This is a genomic window from Bacillus sp. TH17, assembly GCF_016651125.1.
In the GTDB taxonomy this organism is placed as follows: domain Bacteria; phylum Bacillota; class Bacilli; order Bacillales; family Bacillaceae_G; genus Bacillus_A; species Bacillus_A mycoides.
In genome coordinates this window covers 1733977-1756700 of the sequence record NZ_JAEKEN010000001.1, presented here as the reverse complement: position 1 = coordinate 1756700, position 22724 = coordinate 1733977, and the positions used below count along the sequence as shown (strand labels likewise).

The 22724-nt window shown below is 34.2% G+C and carries 22 protein-coding genes, 1 pseudogene and 2 other annotated features; of the genes and pseudogenes, 6 read left to right on the top strand and 17 right to left on the bottom strand.

The features are described 5' to 3' along the window. Positions 1-10: 10 nt before the first annotated feature. On the bottom strand, positions 11-967 hold the full coding sequence (locus tag JFT95_RS08930; protein WP_201052016.1) for a thymidylate synthase: 957 nt from the start codon (positions 965-967) through the stop codon (positions 11-13). Positions 968-1165: 198 nt separating this feature from the next. Between JFT95_RS08930 and JFT95_RS08925 the strand changes: the two genes are divergently transcribed. Further along, positions 1166-2620, top strand: coding sequence for a serine hydrolase (locus JFT95_RS08925; protein ID WP_201052014.1), 1455 nt, complete (start codon positions 1166-1168; stop codon positions 2618-2620). Between the two features lie 51 nt (positions 2621-2671). Here JFT95_RS08925 and JFT95_RS08920 read toward each other — a convergent pair whose 3' ends face one another. From JFT95_RS08920 to JFT95_RS08895, 6 genes are all read right to left on the bottom strand, one after another. Continuing rightward, on the bottom strand, positions 2672-3604 hold the full coding sequence (locus tag JFT95_RS08920) for an aminoglycoside phosphotransferase family protein (protein ID WP_201052012.1): 933 nt from the start codon (positions 3602-3604) through the stop codon (positions 2672-2674). An 11-nt stretch (positions 3605-3615) separates the two neighbouring features. Next, complete coding sequence (locus JFT95_RS08915; protein ID WP_001094650.1) at positions 3616-4002, bottom strand: VOC family protein; 387 nt, start codon at positions 4000-4002, stop codon at positions 3616-3618. A 1-nt stretch (position 4003) separates the two neighbouring features. Next, a complete protein-coding gene (locus tag JFT95_RS08910; RefSeq protein WP_201052010.1) occupies positions 4004-4639 on the bottom strand; it encodes an HAD family hydrolase in 636 nt (211 codons plus the stop codon). Between the two features lie 105 nt (positions 4640-4744). Beyond that, complete coding sequence (locus JFT95_RS08905; RefSeq protein WP_002031682.1) at positions 4745-5332, bottom strand: YpjP family protein; 588 nt, start codon at positions 5330-5332, stop codon at positions 4745-4747. A gap of 283 nt (positions 5333-5615) precedes the next feature. Then, entirely contained in the window at positions 5616-6815 is a 1200-nt protein-coding gene (locus JFT95_RS08900) for an ABC transporter permease (RefSeq protein ID WP_201052008.1), read from the bottom strand. Next, positions 6808-7518: an ABC transporter ATP-binding protein gene (locus tag JFT95_RS08895; RefSeq protein ID WP_033730148.1), complete on the bottom strand. Its 711-nt coding sequence runs from the start codon at positions 7516-7518 to the stop codon at positions 6808-6810. Before JFT95_RS08895 ends, JFT95_RS08900 begins: the two co-directional genes overlap by 8 nt. 153 nt (positions 7519-7671) lie before the next feature. On the opposite strand from JFT95_RS08895, the gene JFT95_RS08890 reads away from it, so the two are divergent. Together JFT95_RS08890 and JFT95_RS08885 are read left to right on the top strand one after the other, a co-directional pair. Next, positions 7672-8103 carry a GNAT family N-acetyltransferase gene (locus JFT95_RS08890; RefSeq protein WP_201052006.1) on the top strand — a complete coding sequence of 144 codons (432 nt, stop codon included), beginning with the start codon at positions 7672-7674 and terminating at the stop codon, positions 8101-8103. A 29-nt stretch (positions 8104-8132) separates the two neighbouring features. Next, complete coding sequence (locus JFT95_RS08885) at positions 8133-8660, top strand: HAD-IIIA family hydrolase (protein ID WP_201052004.1); 528 nt, start codon at positions 8133-8135, stop codon at positions 8658-8660. 56 nt (positions 8661-8716) lie between these two features. On the opposite strand, the gene JFT95_RS08880 is transcribed toward JFT95_RS08885, so the two are convergent. From JFT95_RS08880 to JFT95_RS08855, 6 genes are all read right to left on the bottom strand, one after another. Further along, complete coding sequence (locus JFT95_RS08880; protein WP_033708121.1) at positions 8717-9157, bottom strand: GNAT family N-acetyltransferase; 441 nt, start codon at positions 9155-9157, stop codon at positions 8717-8719. Then, complete coding sequence (locus JFT95_RS08875; RefSeq protein ID WP_002127188.1) at positions 9154-9627, bottom strand: SAM-dependent methyltransferase; 474 nt, start codon at positions 9625-9627, stop codon at positions 9154-9156. The genes JFT95_RS08880 and JFT95_RS08875 overlap by 4 nt, the downstream gene beginning before the upstream one ends. Before the next feature lie 87 nt (positions 9628-9714). Beyond that, positions 9715-10413 carry an aspartate/glutamate racemase family protein gene (locus tag JFT95_RS08870; RefSeq protein ID WP_002127187.1) on the bottom strand — a complete coding sequence of 233 codons (699 nt, stop codon included), beginning with the start codon at positions 10411-10413 and terminating at the stop codon, positions 9715-9717. A gap of 144 nt (positions 10414-10557) precedes the next feature. Further along, entirely contained in the window at positions 10558-11760 is a 1203-nt protein-coding gene (locus tag JFT95_RS08865) for an iron-containing alcohol dehydrogenase (RefSeq protein ID WP_002168486.1), read from the bottom strand. Positions 11761-11847: 87 nt separating this feature from the next. Then, positions 11848-13287 (bottom strand): GntP family permease, encoded by a 1440-nt coding sequence (locus JFT95_RS08860; protein ID WP_002065163.1) that lies wholly within the window; start codon positions 13285-13287, stop codon positions 11848-11850. Between the two features lie 204 nt (positions 13288-13491). Continuing rightward, on the bottom strand, positions 13492-14157 hold the full coding sequence (locus tag JFT95_RS08855; RefSeq protein ID WP_201052002.1) for an HAD family hydrolase: 666 nt from the start codon (positions 14155-14157) through the stop codon (positions 13492-13494). Positions 14158-14348: 191 nt separating this feature from the next. Here JFT95_RS08855 and JFT95_RS08850 point away from each other — a divergent pair. Together JFT95_RS08850 and JFT95_RS08845 are read left to right on the top strand one after the other, a co-directional pair. Continuing rightward, positions 14349-15145, top strand: a pseudogene (locus JFT95_RS08850) (lipid II flippase family protein). Positions 15146-15169: 24 nt separating this feature from the next. Then, entirely contained in the window at positions 15170-15745 is a 576-nt protein-coding gene (locus JFT95_RS08845; RefSeq protein ID WP_201052000.1) for a nucleotidyltransferase family protein, read from the top strand. Between the two features lie 38 nt (positions 15746-15783). Here JFT95_RS08845 and JFT95_RS08840 read toward each other — a convergent pair whose 3' ends face one another. The 3 genes from JFT95_RS08840 to aspS all read right to left on the bottom strand — a co-directional run bounded on the left by JFT95_RS08840 (position 15784) and on the right by aspS (position 19912). After that, positions 15784-16704: an alpha/beta fold hydrolase gene (locus JFT95_RS08840; RefSeq protein WP_201053613.1), complete on the bottom strand. Its 921-nt coding sequence runs from the start codon at positions 16702-16704 to the stop codon at positions 15784-15786. Positions 16705-16740: 36 nt separating this feature from the next. Then, positions 16741-18081, bottom strand: coding sequence for a sodium-dependent transporter (locus tag JFT95_RS08835; protein WP_087962962.1), 1341 nt, complete (start codon positions 18079-18081; stop codon positions 16741-16743). A 115-nt stretch (positions 18082-18196) separates the two neighbouring features. After that, positions 18197-18445 (bottom strand) — a binding site (T-box leader). 168 nt (positions 18446-18613) lie between these two features. After that, positions 18614-19912 carry an aspartate--tRNA(Asn) ligase gene (gene aspS, locus JFT95_RS08830; RefSeq protein WP_201051998.1) on the bottom strand — a complete coding sequence of 433 codons (1299 nt, stop codon included), beginning with the start codon at positions 19910-19912 and terminating at the stop codon, positions 18614-18616. Positions 19913-20017: 105 nt separating this feature from the next. Beyond that, positions 20018-20229, bottom strand: a binding site (T-box leader). A gap of 255 nt (positions 20230-20484) precedes the next feature. Here aspS and JFT95_RS08825 point away from each other — a divergent pair. Continuing rightward, complete coding sequence (locus tag JFT95_RS08825) at positions 20485-20964, top strand: hypothetical protein (RefSeq protein ID WP_002065155.1); 480 nt, start codon at positions 20485-20487, stop codon at positions 20962-20964. A 104-nt stretch (positions 20965-21068) separates the two neighbouring features. On the opposite strand, the gene JFT95_RS08820 is transcribed toward JFT95_RS08825, so the two are convergent. Next, entirely contained in the window at positions 21069-22580 is a 1512-nt protein-coding gene (locus tag JFT95_RS08820) for a M36 family metallopeptidase (protein ID WP_002127175.1), read from the bottom strand. Between the last annotated feature and the right edge of the window lie 144 nt (positions 22581-22724).

The window sequence follows — 22724 nt, the reverse complement described above, 5'->3', positions numbered from 1 at the left end:
TCCTCTACAATTATACTGCAACCGGTGCTTTAATTGCTGGGTGTGGATCATATCCTTCAATCGTTAAATCTTCCATTTCAAAATCAAACACAGATTTCACATCTGGATTTAATGTAAGTTTCGGGAATGGACGTGGTTCACGTGCCAATTGCTTTTCTACTTGTTCAAAATGATTCGTATAAATGTGTGCATCTCCAATTGTATGAACAAATTCTCCCACTTCAAGACCACATTCATGTGCAATTAAATGTGTTAAAAGTGAATAGCTTGCAATGTTAAATGGAATTCCAAGGAATATGTCACCGCTTCTCTGATATAACTGACAAGAAAGCTTTCCATCTGCTACATAAAATTGGAATAGCGTATGACAAGGCGGTAAAGCCATACTTGGTACATCTTCAGGATTCCAAGCAGACACAATTAGACGGCGTGAATCTGGTGTTTTCTTAATCATTTCAATTACATCTTTTAATTGATCAAGCGTCTCACCAGCTGTCGTTTTCCAGGCACGCCACTGCTTTCCGTATACGTCTCCTAAATATCCAAATTTCGTTGAGAATTCATCGTCTTCTAAAACGCTCTTTTTAAACAATTCCATTTGCTCATCGTATTGCTTCTTAAATTCCTCATCTTGTTGTGAGCGGAGACCGAAATCTGTCATATCAGGGCCAGTATACTCATCGCTTTCTACCCAGCTCTTAAATGCCCATTCATTCCAAATATTATTATTATGCTGCAATAAATAACGAATATTTGTATCACCTTTCATAAACCAAAGCAGTTCACTTGCTACAAGGCGAAACGGCACTCTCTTTGTCGTTAATAAAGGAAAACCATTACTTAGATCAAAACGCATTTGATATCCAAATACAGATACAGTGCCTGTCCCTGTACGATCTTCTTTCTTCGTACCATGCTCCATTACATGGCGGCATAAATTTAAGTATTCATATTCAGCATGTTTCATATGTAGGAAAACCTTCTTTCAATCTTATATGAAATTTATCATAACATGAAAAACAATAAATTTAATAATCTTGATAAATAAAAATTATTTCAGTAATTCTTACAAAATTATTAACTTTCCATATTTAAAAAGGTTTTCATTTTCTATTACCGAAAGTATAGTGCGGTAGGACAAAATTTATATTTGGAGGTTAGAAGTATGTCTAAAATTGAAACTCCTGTTATGACTTCGTTACAAACAACGGTTGAAAAAATGATGAAGGCTTTAAACGTTCCTGGTGCTGCTGTAGCTGTTATAAAAGACGGTGAAGTTATTCTTTCAGAAGGTTTCGGATATCGAAATATAGAAACAAAAGAACCTGTTACACCGAGTACTCGGTTCGCAATCGGTTCCTCAACGAAAGCTTTTGGCACACTTTCATTAAGCTTGTTGGCACAGCAAAAAAAGTTTAATTGGGATACTCCTGTCCAGTCTTATATACCTAACTTCTCTTTATCTGAACTACTTGCTAGCTCACAAGTTACAGGACGAGATTTGGCTTCCCATCGTACTGGGGTAAGTCGTCATGAGGCTCTTTGGTACAGCTCTTCCTTATCTCGAAAAGATCTCGTTGAAAAAATAAAACATTTACAACTTGATGCACCGTTCCGCACAGCATTTCTTTATAACAACTTAATGTATGCAACAATTAGCTACATTGTTGAAAACATTACAAATCAAACATGGGAGCAATACGCTACAGAACATATTTTAGAACCTTTAAATATGAGACATACAAATTTCTCTGTTACAGATTCACAAACTACAGATGATTATGCTTTACCTTACATTGAAAATGAAGGTGAAATAAAAGAAGTTCCATTCCGTAACATCGATACAGTCGGCGCTGCTGGATGTATTAATTCTACAATTGAAGATATGGCAAATTGGGTACTTCTTCACTTAAACGAAGGAAAGTTTGGAGATCATGAATTAATCTCCTCTGAATTATTACAACAAATGTATACACCACACAATTCAATTCCAGATCAACCGATTTTATCACTTCCCGAATCTCCATTAAATAGTTACGGACTTGGTTGGTTTATTAGCGCTTATCGTGGTAATAAGGTGGTTCATCATGGCGGTAATATTGATGGATTTTCAGCGCTCGTTTCATTCATACCAAATGAAAACATAGGCCTTGTCATTTTAACAAATGCTGGAGGCACATTACTTCCTACTTATCTCGCTAATCAAATTTATGATGAACTACTTGAATTAGAATCCATTGATTGGCATAAACGTGCTGTAGAAGATACTGAAAAAATGAAGGAAATGATGAAAGAAGCAACTAAATCACTTCCTGAACAAATTAAAGGAACTACAACTTCTCACAAGTTAGAGGATTATACTGGTACTTTTGAACATCCTGCATACGGAACATTACAAATATACAAGCGAGATGATTCGTTAAATGTACAATTTATGGAGATGGATATTCAATTAGGGCATCATCATTACGACATCTTCTCCGCAGAAGTTGAGTTATTCCAAATGAAAATGAGTTTATTATTCGCTTATGAAATGAGTGTGAGTGGTGAATTCCCATCCCTTCAGTTACATGTACCAGCTACGTTAAGTACTCAGCCGCTTACATTTAAGAAAATTTAATAATTATTTTAATAATAAAAAAGTAGGTGTGAGATAACACACCTACTTTTCCTATTCTTCATTTATCATTTCACTATCAAACCAAATCGGCTTCGATAATTCAAAGTTTTTATGATCCTTTAAAACTATAGTAAGACGTTCTAACGTATCATCTAACATATGCGGTGCTGCTCGTAAGGACCAGACAACTGATGAGAAAACTGTCATGCCAACGTACACCGCATATAATTTCCAAAACTCCTCTGGTATTACCCCATTAAAGTATCCTTCTATTTGTCCGATTGAATACGGAATACTAATGTCCCTTGCAAATAGTGCAATTTTTACGAAATCATGAAGTGGATCGCCCCAATCATAACCATTAAAATCAATAACACCTACATATTTCCCATCCCGCACAATTATATTTTCTAAATGAAAATCATCGTGTTGAAATCGATTTGGACGATCCTTTACATACATTTCATTTTCATCTATAAACTTAATAATTTTATCATCATTTTTAATTTTAATTCCGCATGTTTTATACGCTTCTAAATATTTGCTATGTTTTTTCATTGCTCTTTCATACCATGGAAGTATACCCTTAGGAGCTTCATATGTATGCATTTTTGCTAAATCTTTTCCTGCCTCTATACCTATATCATATTGTTCTTTTGGCGTATATGTCGGCAACAACTTCTTCGCATCTTCTCCTTCTATATACGAAAAAACACCGTAGCATAAACCTTCTTCTTCCAACAAATCCATTTCAATTGGCTTTTGTGCTTGCACACTACGTTTTTGCATTTCATTTAAAATTTGAAACTCTATTTTCTTTCTTTCAAACTCTTTTATATCGCCTGTCCGTAACAAATACTTTTCATCTTCAATAGTCGTAATGATATATTTTTTATCAGGAGAGAAACCTTTAGAGATTTCTTCAATATTTGCTGCATCTTTTACTATTTGTATATTGTTTTGCCGTGCTGTAATTGTCTTCATGTTTATTCCCCTTACATTTCTACATTTGGTGTATACGCTACTTCTATAATAAATCCATTCGGATCGTAAAAATCAATAGTATAGTATCCGTCCGAATAATGACTCATTTCTATCGGACCACGTATTACCTTCACTTTTGTACTAGCAAGAAAATCTGCTACTTCATCAACTACTTCTCTACGAATAGCTTGGTAACAAATATGTCTAGGCCCTAAAGTCCTTACAATTTCCCCGTCCACCTCTTTAAAATATATTTCACTTTCTCCCGTACTATATGCTACTTCATTTAACTTTCTCCATCCAATTATCAAAAACAATTTATCATAAAAAGAAATAGACTCCTCTAAATTCGCGACCCAAAATTCAATATGATGAATACCTGCTCGAAGTGTATTCATATTAAGAATGTGCCCCCTGTACGACTTGTACAATTTCCATAGGCGTATGAACCATATAATCTGGTGCATCTTTTTCTACTGTTTCAATGACATCATATCCCCAAGATACCCAAATTACGTTCACACCAGCCTTTTTACACGCTGCTACGTCTCGCTGTTCATCACCGACATATAACATATCTTGCTCTGTTATTTTTTTTGATTTTAAAAATCTTTTTATCATTTTGTCTTTACCAAATAAATTTTTAGAACAATACACTTCTTGAATATTTTCGATACCATTATTGTGTAAAAACGCCCGAACATGCTCTTCTGAGTTCGATGATATGACGGCAATCCCGTAGCCTTTTTTATGTAATTCATCTAATGCATCCTTCATCCCATGGAACAAAACGAGATCTTTTATAGCAGGTTGATACAATTTATAAAACTCCAGCGCTAATATCGGTAGTTTATACAGTGGTACATCGAGTTGCTTACATCTCTCTGGCATCGTTAATTTACGTAAATACTCAATTTCTTCTTCCCTTACCGTTTTATATCCGTGCTTTTCAGCAAGTTGATTATAAATCGGTACAAATATATTTTGTGAATCTACTAATGTGCCATCAAAGTCAAAAACGATATATTTTTGCATCCCCATACTCCCTTTTTTCTTTTTTCCTAAACATATGTTATTCAACAACATAAATGTCGTATCCTTTCATAAAGAAAAAAAGAACAAGATTTTCTCTCGTTCTTTTTAAGACAACCATTTCGGCGGTACATTCGTATTCCAATAAATATTTCCTAACTCATGGTGTCCTGAATATCCATCATCAAAACGATGATAGTGGAAATTAAAATAATATCCATCTTGCGGTGGATGATCTCTCCTCACATGAAATCGCAGTAAGTCATTTCCTGATTTCGTGTCATAAACATGAAAAATCTTTTCATTATTTCCGCCAGCCGGTCTTTGAGAAATCGCTAATGATTGTAACGATTCTTCTGGCACATCATTTGCAAGTTCCGCAATTGCCTCTTCAATTTTAGGTAATACAACATCTTTAAATTCATCTTCAATTACAGGCCCAATTTTAGAGCCGAATTTTTGCATAGATTGCTTCTCTGCTTCTTGCATCGCATAGTTAACAAAAGTATCGGTGGTTAACCTATCATTTGTTTCTTCATATGTATAGGACGTACTCTCCAAATTTTGTTGCCCAGCTGTGCTCGTAGGCTTGTCCGCAGCTTTGGCATTATCAAGTAATATGGAAGGAGGCGTCACTAAACCAAACGTAAATACGGTAATTAATGCGACTAAGGTTTTTCTAAACCAATTTGGCATTTATGTTCCCTCCCCTTTCACTCATTATATTTTATATAACGGTTGTTTCTTCTATTATACAAAATGATTGTAATTTTTGCACTTTACAATTTTGTTAACGTTCACATATTTTTCACTTGAATATGAAATTGTAAGATTTCATACACTATAAATACAACAACAATGAGGGGGACAATCAGATGACTTTAGATGTCGTGTACTCAGCCGCAAGCATACTCCTTTTAGTATATTTTATTTACCAGTGTGTTACAGACTAGAAAAAGAGCCATTTCCGGCTCTTTTTCTATGGTAAAAATACAATCCAACCAATCCATACTATAAAAATAATCCCGGCAATTACAGCTGGTAATAAATAAAAATGAGAAAGTATAACTATTCCATACAAAAGTATTACTGGAAGTAATAAATAGCGATCTGCCTTCCATCTTAACAATAGTAATTTGCCTTCATCACAATATAAATGTAGAAACATTTTTTTCGTAAATTCATTCCAATAATCGCGTGCATAACGAGAAATTGCAACTAACGTAAATACGAGGATAATAGCTGCAATCCACCTCGGACTCATCATAATACTTACCGTGCTTATACATACAATTTGAATATAAAATATTCGTGCACTACTTGTACGGAAAAATTCTTTCAAAAAAGATTCAACGATACGCGAATCAACTTTTTTCCCTAAAAGTCTTTTAGAATGTGGGAACATCCACGGTTTTTTACTCGAACTACTCGGTTTAGCCGCATGACCACCAACTTGCATAATCCCACTCGTCCAGCGCATACTTTCTTCTTTCTCTTTCTCAACTTCTTTAAAAAAGCAATTTTTATAATTTAGTTTTTCTTTTATCAATACGATAATTAGAAAAACTGCTAGACCGATACATAGTATAGAATAAAATGGATTTTTATAAATAAGAAACAGACTCAATCCAAAAAAGGATAGACTTATAGAAAATATTACATTTTTTATAATCCATAGTAGCCATCGTTTCCCCACACGTATATGAATAAATCTCGTCAACAACGACAACATAAATCGAAATACAGTAAAGAATGTCCAAAATAATACGATTTGTATCTTTGTCGCTCCGATACTTTTCATTAACACTGGTAACATAACAACTACTACCATTACATTCGTTATCGCTATTCGAATAAATGTATATATCATGCCATACTGAATTAATTTTCGCATATGAGTTGGATACGAAATTAAAAATAAGCTATCTGCTTGTTCAAAAAACGAGCGTACACCTCTCGAATATGTTACAAGATAAAATGCGAGTAAACCTAATCCGAAATACACAGTCTCTTCCATCGATAATGTTTCCGTCCATAGTGATCGATAATAGATTCCCATAAATATAAGTGCTGGAATAATTATATATAACGCAACTGTCCAATCTGTTACCGAACGTATGGACTTCCATTTCCGCTCAAGTTCATGGCGTAATCTTTTATAAAATTGTTTTTTAATCATGCTGTTCACGCCTTACGATTACATCAAAACAGTCTAATAATGAACTCCCCGGCATTTCCGCTAACGTTTGAATAGACTCTAAATGTCCATCTGCGACTAATGTACCTTGTGAAATGAGTAAAAATCTTTCGCAAATTCTTTCGGCAGTATCCAATACGTGCGTACAAAGTAAAATTCCTGCCCCGCGCTCTTTTTCTTTATATAAATAACTTAAAAACTCTTTCGTAGCTACTGGATCTAATCCGATAAAAGGTTCGTCGATTATATAAAAATCTGGCTTAGTTAAAAACGCCAATATAAGCATCGATTTTTGTTTCATACCTTTTGAAAACTTTGATAAATACTCATGCTTATGCTTATCCATTCGAAACATATGTAATAATTCTTCAGCTTCCCTTTCCCAGCTTCCTACTTCATTCTCACGAGCAGCCATTAATAATTCAATATGTTCCCAGAGCGTCAAATAATCATAATATGTTGGATGTTCCGGCACATATGCATACGGGTTTTTCTTTTCACCAAATGATATTTCACCATTCATATTTACAAGTAAGCCTAGCATCGTTTTAATCGTCGTACTTTTCCCGGCGCCATTTGCGCCAATAAGAGCAACTAATTCACCTTTTTCAATTGAAAAAGCAATATCATGAATTGTTTTTTCACCTATTTCATATCCAGCTGAGTGGATATTCACCTTCAACATACATTCCCCTTCTTTCCATTTCCAATACAATCAAGGAAAAGAATAACATATAGCTATCTATATATCATTATAAAATATTTATTTTCATAGCAGGAAAAAACATTTTTTAACAGAATATTAAATGTTTGATTACATTTTATTGGAGTGAATACTATGCCTTTTCAAATTCGTGAAGCGATGATAGATGATATAGATACACTTTGTTCTTTAACAAAAGAATTAAAAGGTTCCTCTATTTCCTATGAAAATATGAACAACCGATTGCAATTCGTACACATGAGTCCTTTTGATTTTTTATATGTTTATGAGGAAGAAGAAACTATATTTGGATTACTTGGGTTTCGTATACGCGAAAATTTAGAAGATGTAACTCGTTATGGAGAAATTTCAATTATTAGCGTCGATTCCACAATACGGCGGAAAGGCATTGGACAAGTGTTAATGAATTATGCAGAACAGTTAGCAAAGAAGCATAATTGCATTGGAACATGGCTAGTTAGCGGAACAAAAAGAGTGGAAGCACATCCTTTTTACAAAAAATTAGGTTATGAAGTAAATGGATATCGATTTGTAAAACATTTTTAAACTACTTTTTAATTGAAGGGACTATAACTATGACAAACATTAAAGCAATTTTCATTGATCGTGACGGTACAATTGGCGGCGACACTACAATACATTATCCTGGATCTTTTACACTATTCCCCTTTACAAAAGTAGCTCTGCAAAAACTAAAAGCTCAAAATATAAAAATTTTCTCTTTCACAAATCAACCAGGTATCGCGGATGGAATAGCGACTGTAGCTGATTTTGTACAAGAATTAGAAGGTTTCGGTTTTGATGATATTTACGTTTGTCCTCATAAACACGGGGATGGTTGTGAATGCCGTAAACCAAGTACAGGCATGCTTCTTAAAGCAGCGGAAAAACATGAGCTTGATTTAACAGAATGTGCTATAGTTGGTGATCGTTGGACTGATATTGTGGCAGGAGAAAAAGTGAATGCAACAACAATATTAGTACGAACAGGCGCTGGATACGATGCTTTACATACGTACCGAGACAAGTGGGCACATATTGAGCCAAACTACATTGCAGAAAACTTTGAAGATGCAACAAACTGGGTTTTAAATCAACTATAATACAATTTAAAAGAGACGTTTTCATTTTGAAAACGTCTCTTTTAATCTTACATTTTTTAAAATGTTAATTCATAATGGAAATAACGATTATCTCTCAAATAACCATTTTCAGCATATAATCGCTGTGCTGATAAATTATCAATCTCTGTTTGTAATTTTACACCTTTTGCGCCATTTTCTAATGCGAATTTTTTAGCAGCTTCTAATAATTTTTTACCTGTTCCAGATCCGCGCTTCGCCGCTTGTACAAACAGATCATTTAAAATCCATAATTCTTTCATTGAAATGGAAGAAAATGATGGATATAATTGCGTGAATCCAATATATTCACCGTCTTCAACTGCTACGAAAATAACGGATTCTTTTCTCTCGATACGATTTCGTAAAAATACTTTTGCACCTTCTAAATCGGAATCTTGTCGGTAAAACATACGATAGTTATTAAAAACTGATGCTAGTCCATCTAAATCTGCAATTGTTGCCTCATATATTCTCATTTTACTCCATTCCCCTTCCAATACTGTCTCATTATATCCGTTACCCATTTAGGCTGTTGTATTTCTTCTTTCGGCATAAACTCTTTCATTATTGGCTTTATATCCAATATAGGGGTGCCATCAATAGCGTCTAATCCCTCAACAATAATTGATTTACCGTCTCTTTTTATCACTTTTACAATTGTTACACCTAAGCGATTCGGGCGATTTTTCCCGCGCTGTGCAAAAATGCCTACTTTAGGATAATCCTTATTATTTCTAGGATGTCTAGCAACATATTGAATTTGTTCATCCGTTACTTTATGAAAATAAAAAACAACTTCAATATGAGAAAAATCTTCAATCCCTTGTATACTTTCCTCTGTATACAATTCAGTTAAAGTAATACAGGATCTTACTTCTCCCCATTCGTCATCTTTTATTTCCTTTCTTTCATTATGTACAAATGCGATTGGTTGAACTGAAAACATACGCATCCCCCTTAAATGTAACCACTTACATTATAAAATATTTTCTGAATGTTTTCCACATACATGAACTAAGTTTACATAATATAATTATAATCTATTTTCTAAAGCCACATTTACTGCTTCCATTGCATGTATAAAAGTTGTATCAAATATCGGAACTAATACGTCTTCCTGCTTTATTAATAATCCTATTTCTGTACAACCTAAAATTATGCCCTGTGCTCCTTTTTGCACTAGCTCTTCTATGACTCTTTTATAATATTCTCTAGATTGCGATGTTATTTTTCCTAAACATAATTCTGTATAAATTATTTCATTTATTTTTTCTCTATTTTTTTCTACTGGCACTATTACTTTTATATTATTCTCTTCTATACGTGACTTATAGAAATCTTGCTCCATTGTATATTTTGTTCCAAGTAGACCAATCGTTTGAATACCTTTTCTTTTAATTTCTTTTGCAGTAGTATCAGCAATATGCAATACGGGGATGTTAATATTCTCTTTTATTTTCTCCACTACTTTATGCATTGTATTTGTGCAAATGATTATAAAATCTGCTCCTCCCTTCTGCAATGAATACGCCGCATTCCCTAATACTTCCCCTGCTCCATCCCAATCCCCGTTAGACTGGAATCGTTCTATCTCTTCAAAATCCACACTATTAATCAAACATTTTGCTGAGTGTAATCCTCCTAATCTACTTTTTATCTCTTCATTTAAAATTCGATAATATTCCGAAGTCGATTCCCAACTCATACCACCTATAAGCCCTATCGTTTTCATATAACACACCTACCTAAGCTTTTTTCTAAACTAATAACAATGTTTTATTATGTATATTATACACAATAAAACAAGACTTTAAGTTTAGAATATAAAGTCTTGTTTAAACTATTTCCAAGGGAATTTTATGCGAATATTCTGAAATTAATTCCCTAATGTTTTTATAGAATCTTCATATTGATAATTAAAACATTGTCGATACAACTGTTTAATTTCATTATAAGAAGGAACTCGTGGATTATTTCCTGGGCTACCACTTTCAATTGCATCCGAGGCCATTTTTGAAATAGCATTTTCAAACTCAATTTCATCAATTCCATATTCTTTTAAATTTGGAATGCGAAGATCGAAACAAAGTTTCTTTATTTCAGCAAGCGTGTAATTCGCTACTTCTTCCTCAGAATATGAGTAGAGGTCTTTGTTTAAATTGCGTCCAATCTCAGCTAACCTTTTCACTGCACTTGTTTTTGTGAACTCTAAAACTGTAGGTAATAGTATGGCGTTCGATATACCATGTGGTACATGAAATAGTGCACCTACTGGTCTTGACATACCATGGACTAACGTAACTGATGCATTTGAGAATGCAATTCCAGCTTGTAATGAAGCGATCATCATTGCCTCCCTTGCTTCCATATTATCTCCATCTTCATATGCAATACGTAAATATTTCATAATACTTTCAATAGCCGAAAGAGCAAGTACATCTGTAAGTGGTTGTGAAAATTTAGAAATATATGCTTCAATTGCATGGCATAATGCATCTATACCTGTCGCTGCCGTAATATGAGGTGGTACCGAACTTGTTAATATCGGGTCAATAATCGCTACTTGTGGGGTAAAACTCGGATGCTTCATCATCATTTTTACATCTGTTTTTTTATTCGTAATTACTGCTACACTTGTTACTTCTGACCCAGTACCTGAAGTTGTTGGAATTGCAATGAGTGGTAGTGGATCATTTTCTATTTCAACATCTTTTTGGACGTAATATTCAATTGCTCCACCATTAGTATGTAACACCGCTACTGCTTTCGCAGCATCAATACAACTTCCACCACCAATACCGATAATAAAATCACACTTTCCTTCTTTACAAATCGTTAACGCTTCTAATACGTGTAAATTTGTAGGCTCAGCATTCACTTTGTTATATGTAATAACAGTAATACCTTTCTTATTTAGCTGTTTTATGCACCTTTCAACATACCCTAATTTCTCCATAATTGTATCAGTAACTATAAAAGCTCTTTTCCCAAACTTCTTTGATTGTTCCCCCAGCTTTTCAATCGAATTTCTTCCATATAGTACAGACTTCGGCATACGAAACTCAGCAACTTCTTGCAAGTACTCCACCCCTTCTTCCCCTTATTAATGTTTTAGTTTATAAAATATCAACTAAATAAATCTTTACAATTCATATAGTATCTATTTTTAATAAATTCCTGTAATAGTATAGAATGCGATAACTAAAAACACAGCAAGCGTTTTCAAAACTGTAATAGCAAATATATCTTTATATGACTGTTTATGTGTTAAACCTGTTACTGTAAGAATAGTAATAATAGCCCCGTTATGTGGTAATGTATCCATTCCTCCTGATGCCATTGATACGATACGGTGCATAACTTCTAATGGAATATCAAATTGATTTGCTGCTGCAATAAATTTATCACCCATCGCACTTAAAACAATCCCCATTCCTCCTGATGCAGAACCTGTAATACCGGCTAAAATATTCGTCGTTACCGCTCCATTCACTAAAGGATTTGTGAACGTTGCAGAAATGCCGTCTCTCATAATTGCAAAGCCTGGAAGTGCTGCAATGACACCACCAAAACCAAATTCTGCTCCTGTATTCATTGTTGCAAGTAGCGCACCACCAATACTTGTATTCAATCCAGCTTGAAATCCTGTTACTACCCGTTTCCAATATAATAAAAGAGTTGTTAAAATTCCTATTATAAGTGCCAATTCTACAGACCATATTCCAACTACCGCACTCAATTCTACTTTTCCAAATGCTTTCATACCAATTGCTGAAAAGTCAAAACCGTTCGGATACCACTTCGGTATCATAATAGTAAACACTTTATTCATTACACCTACTAAAATAAGTGGTATAAAAGCAATAAGTTGTTGTGCCCTCGTAATTTCTAAACTATTTAACAGCGGTATTTCTTTCTGCTCTAATTCCAAAGATGCTGCCATTTCAGTATTCCCATCGTTAAAACCAAAATACCCTTCACCTGCTGCTTTTGCCTTCTTACGCCTACTCTCTAAATATAATAAACCTAACGTGAGAACAAAAATTGCCCCTACAATACCAAGTATCGGTGCAGCATAAATGTCCGTTTTAAAAAATGTTGTAGGTATTACATTTTGAATTTGTGGTGATCCAGGAAGCGCATCCATTGTAAATGTTACTGCTCCAAGGACAATCGTTCCAGGTATTAAGCGCTTTGGAATATTAGCTTGTCGAAAAAGCTTAGCTGCAAACGGAAATATAGCAAATACCACTACATATACACTAACACCACTATACGTTAAAATAGCACCCATTAAAACAATCGCTAAAATCGTACGTTTTTCTCCAACCAACTCTACAATCGTCTTTGCAATAGAATCAGCAATTCCTGACATTTCTACTACTTTCCCAAAAATTGCTCCAAGTAAAAACACCGGGAAATATAGTTTAATAAACCCTACCATTTTCTCCATAAAAATATTAGAAAAGAAAGGTAATACAAAACTAGGTTCTGTCAAAAATACCGCAAATAATGCAAAAATCGGTGCAAATAAAATAACAGAAAACCCTCTATACGCTACAAACATAAGTAAGCTAAGTGCTAATAATATAATAACTAGCTCCAATTATACCCCTCCTTTAAACTGAAAATTCAATCTTTTGTTGATAAACTTCTACTAATCTTTCATTTCTGACATCCCTCCTCTAATTCATACAAATTTTTCATACTAAAATGTCTAATTATACATATTCGATTACATATGAAAAATCCCTTTAAACAAAAACGATTTCATCGTCATACGTTATAAAGGGATTGTTAGTCTCTATTTTTATTTTTTTATTAAACCATTTTCTATACAAAAATGGTGTAGTTCTTCTATATCCTTCGCTATATGAGTCGCACTAACTTCAATCAACTCATTTTCACTACCATAGCCATATAAAACACCAATGGAAGCAATTCCATTATGATTTGCACCTATTATATCGTGCTTTCTATCTCCAATCATGACAACTTCCTCTTTATTAAGTCCTTCATTCTGTTGTAAAATATGAGCAATTATTTCTTCTTTTTTTATTCTCGTTCCATTTAAATTACTTCCAATGATATCTTCAAAATAATTCGTTAGTTGAAAATGCTCTATTACTTGTCTAGCAAAAATAGTAGGCTTTGAAGTAGCTATAAATAAACGATTTCCGGTATCTTTTAATTGTTTTAGGAGATTTGGAATACCCCCGTATACACTATTCTCCAACAACCCACGTTGCTTTAAATACTCCCTGAAATAAAAAACAGCTCGTTCAACTTCTCCTTCATTCATATTATATCTCTCTACGAATGATTGCTGAATAGGAGGACCAATAAATGAATCTAACTCACTTACATGTAATTCTTCAATTCCAACCTTTTCTAACGCGTACAAAACTGAATTTACAATCCCCTTTTTAGGATCCGTTACTGTTCCATCTAAATCAAATAAAAATGTTGTATACATATTTAATCCCCCACTCATCCTACTTTACATGTAATACTGAAGGTTTTTTACTACTCTACCTCTACTATACTATCATTATTTATTTTTCGAAAAATTACTTTTTCTATGTTACATAGTTTCAGTTACAAAATACGGATAGATATGATAAAGTAAAAAAGTTACAATTAATTCAATAGAAACTGGTGAAACAAATGTCAATTACATTAATTTTTATAATGGCTTTCACAATTGTCATCCACGCAGTCGAAACTAGTTCTTATAGTATTCGATTAGCTGGTGTTCGTTTAAAAAGATTGTCGTTGCCTTATCTGTCGTAGGAATGGTATTACTTATTTCAAGAACGTCAAATTTACTACAAGCCTTTTTAATTGGCGGGATTGTCGATGACGCAAAACGAGATGTTTCTATTAATTTAGAGTATACTATACGACTTGTACTATTATCAGCTTCCATCGGTACATTACTTGCGATTATTCTTTATCCAACTTTGACAAAACTATTTGGATATGTCATTCAAAACTTTGAAACAGATGGTTCTTTCATTCGAATGATGAAAACAAATAACATTCAAAAATTAAAGTACACAAAAAAATATGTGCGCTTTCCAAGATTTGAAATGATTCATAGATTGCGTATCGGTGGTATCCCAAAGCGTATTATGCTTATTAACATGTTTGCTACTGCAATTTATACAGCAGGTGTTCTTTCTGCCCTTTATGCTTCTTTTCTAAATCCAGATTACGCAACAAATGCAAGTACAGCTTCTGGCCTTGTGAATGGTTTTGCTACAATTTTATTAACAGTGTTACTCGATCCACGTATAGCACTTTTGACAGAACGTGCTTTACAATCAGAAAATGGCGCTGAATCTATGAGTAAAATGTATGGTTGGCTAATGATTTCTAGACTTCTCGGCACCTTATTAGCACAACTTTTATTTGTACCAGGTGCTCACTGGATTTTATGGATTATTGAGCTGATGCATTAATCTACTAGGAAGGTGTATTTATCAATGAATATAAAAACAGAGCAAGATTTAATTCACTTAATAGAAAACGACGAATGGATGATGAATGTATTACAATTGGCAAAATCACTAGAGCTACCTGATTGGTGGATTTGCGCTGGGTTTGTCCGTTCTAAAATTTGGGATACTTTACATAACTACGCAGTAAGAACGGCTACGCCAGATGTCGATGTCATTTATTATGATCCATTACATAAAGATGAGACGTACGAACAATCATTAGAACAGAAGCTGGCGAATATGGATGCCGCTATCCCTTGGTCAGTAAAAAATCAAACTCGCATGCATGTAGTGAATGGAATGCCACCATACTCTTCTTCTGTTGATGCTATTTCTAAATTTCCCGAAACAGCAACCGCTTTAGGAGTTACGCTTGACGAGCAAAACAATGTCATATTAACAGCTCCATGTGGAATTGAAGATGTACTTTCATTACAAGTGAAACCTACACTTCATTTTCTGGAAACGAAAGAACGAATACATATGTACAAAAATAGAGTTAATAAAAAGAATTGGCAAGATAAATGGCCTAATATTACAATCACTTATCCAGAAATTTAAAATAGAGCGCTTCGCATTATACGAAGCGCTCTTTCTTTTTAGTTCAAAAAATGAATGACTGTTTCAGCAAATCGATCAGCTTCCTCATAATGTGGTGTATGGCCACTCTCTTCGAATATGATATGCTTCCCATTTCGAGCATCTTTATTAAATGTTTCAATTTGTTTTTCACACGTTACTACATCGTATTTTCCTACAATTAATAACATTGGATTTTCTACATCTTTTATTTTTGATAATAATGACGTATGAAATGCTCTTTCTGCTTTTAATCTATCAAAATGGATTTCGGAACGCTTTGAAAATTCTTCCCACTCTTCATCACTATATAAACTATAGTCAGTTTTAAACTCCTTATTTTCATAAATCTCCATTCTTTTTTCTTCTAATTCATCGCTTAATCTTATGTAGGTTTCTAGCAACTCCTCTGAACTAGAACTAGTATTGCTAGATGAATAAGCGAGGCACTCTTCTGCTACTTCTTCTTTTCCATACTTTTTTAATAAATTCCCGGTCTTTTGTAATAAAGCTCTACTTGTTAATGCAAAATCGAAAGTCGGACCTTCAAATATTATTTTCTCTATTGAATTTGGATACGCCCTTGCATATAACAATGCTACATATCCACCGAAAGAGTGCCCGATTACAGACCATTTCTCAATTTGTAGTAGTTTTCTTATTTCCTCACAGTCTTCAACTAAATCATTTAATCCAAAAGATTCTTCCTCAGTAATTCCTTCTGACCGACAAACCCCTCTTTGATCTATCATAATTACATATAAGGAATCTTTTAATCGTTCCGCTTGATGAAATGAAAAATCATAACAGCTTTCACCTGGACCACCGTGTAAAAATAATACTGGTTTATTTTTAGGACTTCCATGTGTTTCAACGTATAGCTTTTTCCCTCTAATGTTCATGTATTTCCCTGTTTCCATCAAATTCGCCTTTATAATCATCACCTTCTTTTTTACTGAATATCTTAACATTTATTGTTAAATAATTCCTATTACATTTAAAAAGACAATAATTATTGCAAGTGGTGCTACAAACCGAAGTAAAAATGCCCAGCAAGTAAATACTTTCTTTCCGTAATTTCCACCGACAAAAAATTCTGCTTCTAGTACTTTCTTTTCCATTTTGAATGACACGAAAATACTAATAAATAGCGCTCCAAGTGGCATTAATATATTACTAGATAAGAAGTCTACTGCATCAAAAATATTCTTCCCAAAAATCGTAATATCACTCCATACTCCAAATGATAAGGCCGATGGTATACCTACTAGGAAAATGCAGAAACCGATGATCCATGAAAGTTTAGCTCTTCTTTCTTGTTCACCATTTGCTAATGCTGAAACAACCGTCTCTAGTAGAGAAAATGCCGAGGTTAATGTGGCAAATGTAAATAGCGCAAGAAATACAGTTAAGAACAATCCTCCGAATGGAATTTGGCTAAATACAGATGGCAATACAATAAATAGTAAGCCCGGCCCCTCTGTCGGCTCCATTCCTAATGAAAATACTGCTGGAAATATAGCAAGACCTGCAAATAAAGAAACGAATAAATTCAATCCGACAATCGTAACTGCTGATTTTGGTAAACTTTCTTTTTTATTTAAATACGAGCTATACGTAACCATAATCGAAATCCCTATACTAATCGCAAAGAATGATTGGCCCATTGCGAATAAAATACTTTCTGAAGTAATCTTCGAGAAATCTGGTTGTAAGAAAAACTTCACGCCTTGCATCGCATTATCCAGTGTTAATGAACGAATAATAAGAGCGACAAATAAAACGAACAATGCTGGTAGCATATATTTACTTGCTTTTTCAATTCCATTTTGTACACCTTTTGATACAACCCATATCGTAATGAACATAAAAGCGAAATGTCCAGTAATAGCCCAAAGCGGATTTCCAATTGTTTCAGTAAATAACGAACCGTAATTTTGTCCCGGAGTAATAAGTTGTCCAGTTACTCCTCTGAATAAATAAATTAATACCCATCCACCTACAACGCTATAAAATGAAAGTAATATAAAACAAGTTCCAACGCCAAGACGTCCAATCCAGTGCCATCCTGTATTTGGTGCGATACTTTTAAATGCTCCAACTGCTTGTTTCTGTGTACTGCGTCCAATCATAAATTCAGCTATAAGTAGCGGTAATCCAATTAATACAGTAAATAATATAAAAATTAAAAAGAATGCTCCTCCCCCGCTCTTCCCAGCGATATAAGGAAATTTCCATATTGCGCCAAGTCCAATTGCTGATCCTGCTGCTGCCATTATAAAACCTAATTTCGAAGTCCATTGCTCCGTCTGTTTCATCCTATTTTCCTCCTGTTAAAATCATTTTATATTAATAAATAAATATTATTGATCAATCTGAATAAAACCTCCATTTCTTTTTCTATAAAATAAAAAATGGCCCAACGTCTCTATATAAAGAGACGCTAAGCCATTCACTTAACGCGGTACCACCCTTATTGATTCCATTATGAATCCACCTTAGTAGTAATCGTTTGATTACAAACCTAATATCGAAGGTTAACCGTTAAGGTTTACTAAGAATGTAATTCCGTTCCACCTTACTGCTCCTAGGCGAGTTCAGGATGTCATTTGACTATGTCGCACCAACCCATAGCTCTCTGTACAAATACATGACCTTACTACTCCTATTCAACACATTTTAATATTTAGAATATATTTTCTTTTGAAATTAATATGAAGTATATCGGTTATATTTATAACTGTCAAGGGATATATTATTTTTTTGTCGAAAAGGATTTTTATAAACTTTCAATGTAAAAATGAAAGAACAGTAAAAAAGCATCTTCGCGATAATCGCGAAGATGCTTTTTTATGGTATAAGACGTGTACAATCTCTCGGAAAAGCACTCGCCTCTCGGACATTTGTTAACTCTAAAAGTTTATATACAACCCTTTCTAATCCTATCCCAAAACCACCATGTGGTGGACAACCGTATCGGAATGTATTTAAATAAGATTGAAATTTCTCTGGATGTAATCCTTTTTCTTTAAAAGAAGCAAGTAACATGTCATAGTTATGAATTCGCTGTGCACCTGATGTAATTTCTAATCCTTTATATAATAAATCGAATGAATCAGTAATAGTTGGATTTTCTTTATTCGGTATCGTATACATCGGTCGCGCTTCTTTCGGATAATGTGTAATGAATACAAATTCACTATTATATGTTTCTTTCACATATTTACCTAGTAACTTTTCACCTTCTGTATCTAAATCCCCTTCAGGAGATTCTTTCCGATACTTCATTTTCAAAATTTCTTGCGCTTCGGCCAATGTAATTTTGGGAATTTCTGTAATGACAGGTACTTCTATTTGTAGTAGTTGTAATTCTTTTTCACAGTTTTTTGCTACTTGTTGAAACATATATCGTAAAACATCCGTTTCTAATTGCATCACTTCATGAAAATCATGAATAAATCCAAGTTCTACGTCTAACGATATATATTCATTTAAATGTCGTGACGAGTTATGATGTTCAGCCCGGTACACAGGAGCAATTTCAAAAACACGTTCGAGTCCTCCCGCTACCATCATTTGTTTATAAAACTGTGGTGATTGAGCTAAATACGCTTCTTTTTGGAAATATGGAAGCTTAAAAACATTCGCTCCTCCTTCTGCCCCTTGCGAGACAATTTTCGGAGTAAATATACGTGTGAAATCGTTCTCTATTAGGCATTCACTAAAACTTTGAACGAGTGTAGATTTCACTTTAAAAACCGCCGCGATTCGCTCATGCCTTAATGATAATACCCGCTCATTCAACAGTTGATCTAAGCCAACTTGTAGCTTCTTTTTATTTATCTCAAATGGAAGTGGCTCTGCACCATTTAATACTTTCACTTCACGCGCAAGTACTTCAACACCTAATTCTGTTTTCGGTGTCTCTACTATTTCTCCAATTATTTGGACCACACTTTCAACATCAACTTTGTATCCGGCTAACTCGTTTTCTAATACACATTGAATAACTCCCGTTCGGTCCCTTAATAATAAAAAACTAACATTCCCTAGATGACGAATCTTTTTTACCCATCCTTGTAGTAATACAACCTTCCCGCCATGTTCCGTACATTCTCGTGTGAGTGAACGCTTCATTATTTGATCCATTACATTTCCCTCCAATAGTTTTATTTTTATTTACATTATTGTTGTCATCGTCATCATCCACGGTCACTCACCTCCTTTCAAAGAATACAAAAATCCGCCCCTATAAATAGGGACGGATTTTTCCGCGGTACCACCCAAATTGTCATAATGACCATCTTAGCCCTGATAACGGTAGGTACCGTTTGCTTTTACTAATTATCACGTTCAAAGCAACACTCACAGGTGTCTTTCCATCATGCGGTATCGCAATCTTCCCAGCAATCGATTGCTCTCTGTAGACCCTTGCATCATGTACTTTTCCTAATCATCACTTTTTGTATTTACAGAGTATTCTATCTTTTTATTTTATAAAACGCAAGCCCTTTTAGAAAAATATTGCGATTTCTCACTAAACAGGCCCCTTCTAAAGATATGTAACATGAACATTGAACTCTATATAATTATCATTTGACAGCTTAGAAATGTTTTATCCTTCTCAAATTCTTTCAATCGAACTTGTTTTTTCCATTTTATTACATAAGTTACACATTTCCCACGCATATTATTATTAAAGTTTTATCGGAGGTGTACATATGAAAAAAACAATTAGTTTCTTTCTCCTATTATTATGCTTAGTTGTAGTTAATGAAGCATATGCCTATTCACCAAAATCTTTACCAATCTCTCAAAATTCTGATCAATGGCAAGTAAATATTGATGAAGTAAAAAGAACGAGTGAAAAATTGTTACAACCAAAAAAAGGTGTATTTCAAACATATCATTTCTCTGTAAAAAATCTTGGGAAAAGTGAAGTGTATAATGTACAAGTTGAAGTTTTTCGGAATGAACCAAATACGAAAACAAAATATGAACTCTTTTCCCTAAAAGAAAGTCGTCTAGCGGGCGGTAAAACTGGATTTGAACACGCTAATTTTCCAGTTTCTACAAAAGCGGATAAGGTTGACGTGATCATTACGTGGCAAGAACATCCTTTCCGCTCCATGAGAAACGGTCAAAAAGTTGAATCTAGAAAATTTAAAGAGCATTTTGTTTTTAAAGAAGCAGTAAAGTGAACTTATCGGTATATGTACATTATTACCGCTACCAATAAATTTTCTAGTACCAGTTCTTAAGCAAATAAAAAAGTCGTGGCTTATAAAAGCCACGACTTTTTATATTAATTCGTACTAATCCCTCTCGCTGCCCAAATGCGATCAATTTCAGTCGCGTGTTGTCCGCCGTATAAAAGAGCATCCGCTTGCTTAATTGCTTTCGCTCCATCACGGAATTTCGCATTTGGCGTTAATGACCAATGTGATTGTAAAATAATTTTTGTTGCTACATCACGTCCAAAAGATTGCGCCATTTCGTATTGACCTTGAGCCCAAATTTCCCCATCATTATGCACTTCATTCGTTATATCTTTCGGGTATACTTTATTCGTATCTAATCGGCGTAAGCACGTCGGATCTGAACTAGAATAAGCAGCCGCATCCCATTCTCCAATGCATGCTTTCCCGTATCCTGTTGTCGAAACTGCATCTTCATAAGTAGCACCTAAGAAATCTCCAAATCCTTCTCCCATCGCTCCACCTTCTGGTGAACTTCCGAAGCCTGGCACTTGATTATCTTGAATAGAATGACCATATTCATGCGCAATAATGCCAGCATCTTCTGCATCATCTACTCCGCCAGTACCGAAAGTTAAAGCTTTCGTTGATGGAGAATAGAATGAATTATCGTCAGTTGTACCATTTACATTCACTTTAATCGAACGTTTATTAATATTTTGAAAGCCTAATCCTTGAATGTAACGCTGCAATGTATCAATATGATAATATGACATAACATCTTCAAAACTATCATTTGCACGTGTATAGTTAAATTGTAAGTTTGTAGATTTCGTCTTCGCTTTTGAAGAAATCGTAACATACTCACCAATTAAAAATCCTGTACCATCTAAACCTTTTAACGTAACAGTTTTCAATTGATTCGTTAATGCTGTTGAATCTGCATCATTATTATCTTTTAACCCTGCTAAACTTCCACTAGATACGACAGGGTTAGGTAAAAATACTTTTCCTGTTCCTTCTGCTTTTCGGTTTATATCAACTTTTTTTATTAACTTTCCATTTTCCGCATCAATGAATGTTTCCCATGCACCGAATGGATTATTAGAATGGACTACCACTTTATATACAGGAATAGCGACTCCCTCTTCAACAATATATCCGAATTCTTTTTCTGTAGGAGCCCATAAGTTTTGCTCACTTTCTCCTCCAACATACGCCATCGATTTTTGTTCTGCATCTTTTTCACTAATTTTTTTCGTAACTTCCTTCACACCTGTAACAGGCTGATAATCAGAAACCGCAAGTAAGCCTTTTCCCTCTCCGTTAAGAGTAACTGTAATTTGTTTTGAAAATACAGGCGCACCATTGACCACTTGTTGGAACCTAACATATGAAGCTACTGATGTTTCTGTTGTAGAAATATATTGCAAGTCTGAAAGGTCTGCCTTCAATCCATATTCCGTAGCATGTCCTTTTAAATATTCAATTGCTTTTTTCTGTGGTGAATAAGCTTCTAGCTTTACTTGCTGTTGTTTTTCCAATGCCGAAACCGTAGAAATCGTCCCCATTACTAATGGCACAGTCATTGCCATTGCCACCATTTTTTTGTTTAACATAAAACCACTCCCCCTAATAAATTGAATCCTTTACCCCATTCCTATAAAGCTATTACTGTCCACAAGTAACGAGATAAATTGAATCTACGAGTAATTCTATACAAACAATTCTATTACCTTTACATTTTGGGTAAGTGAAATTTT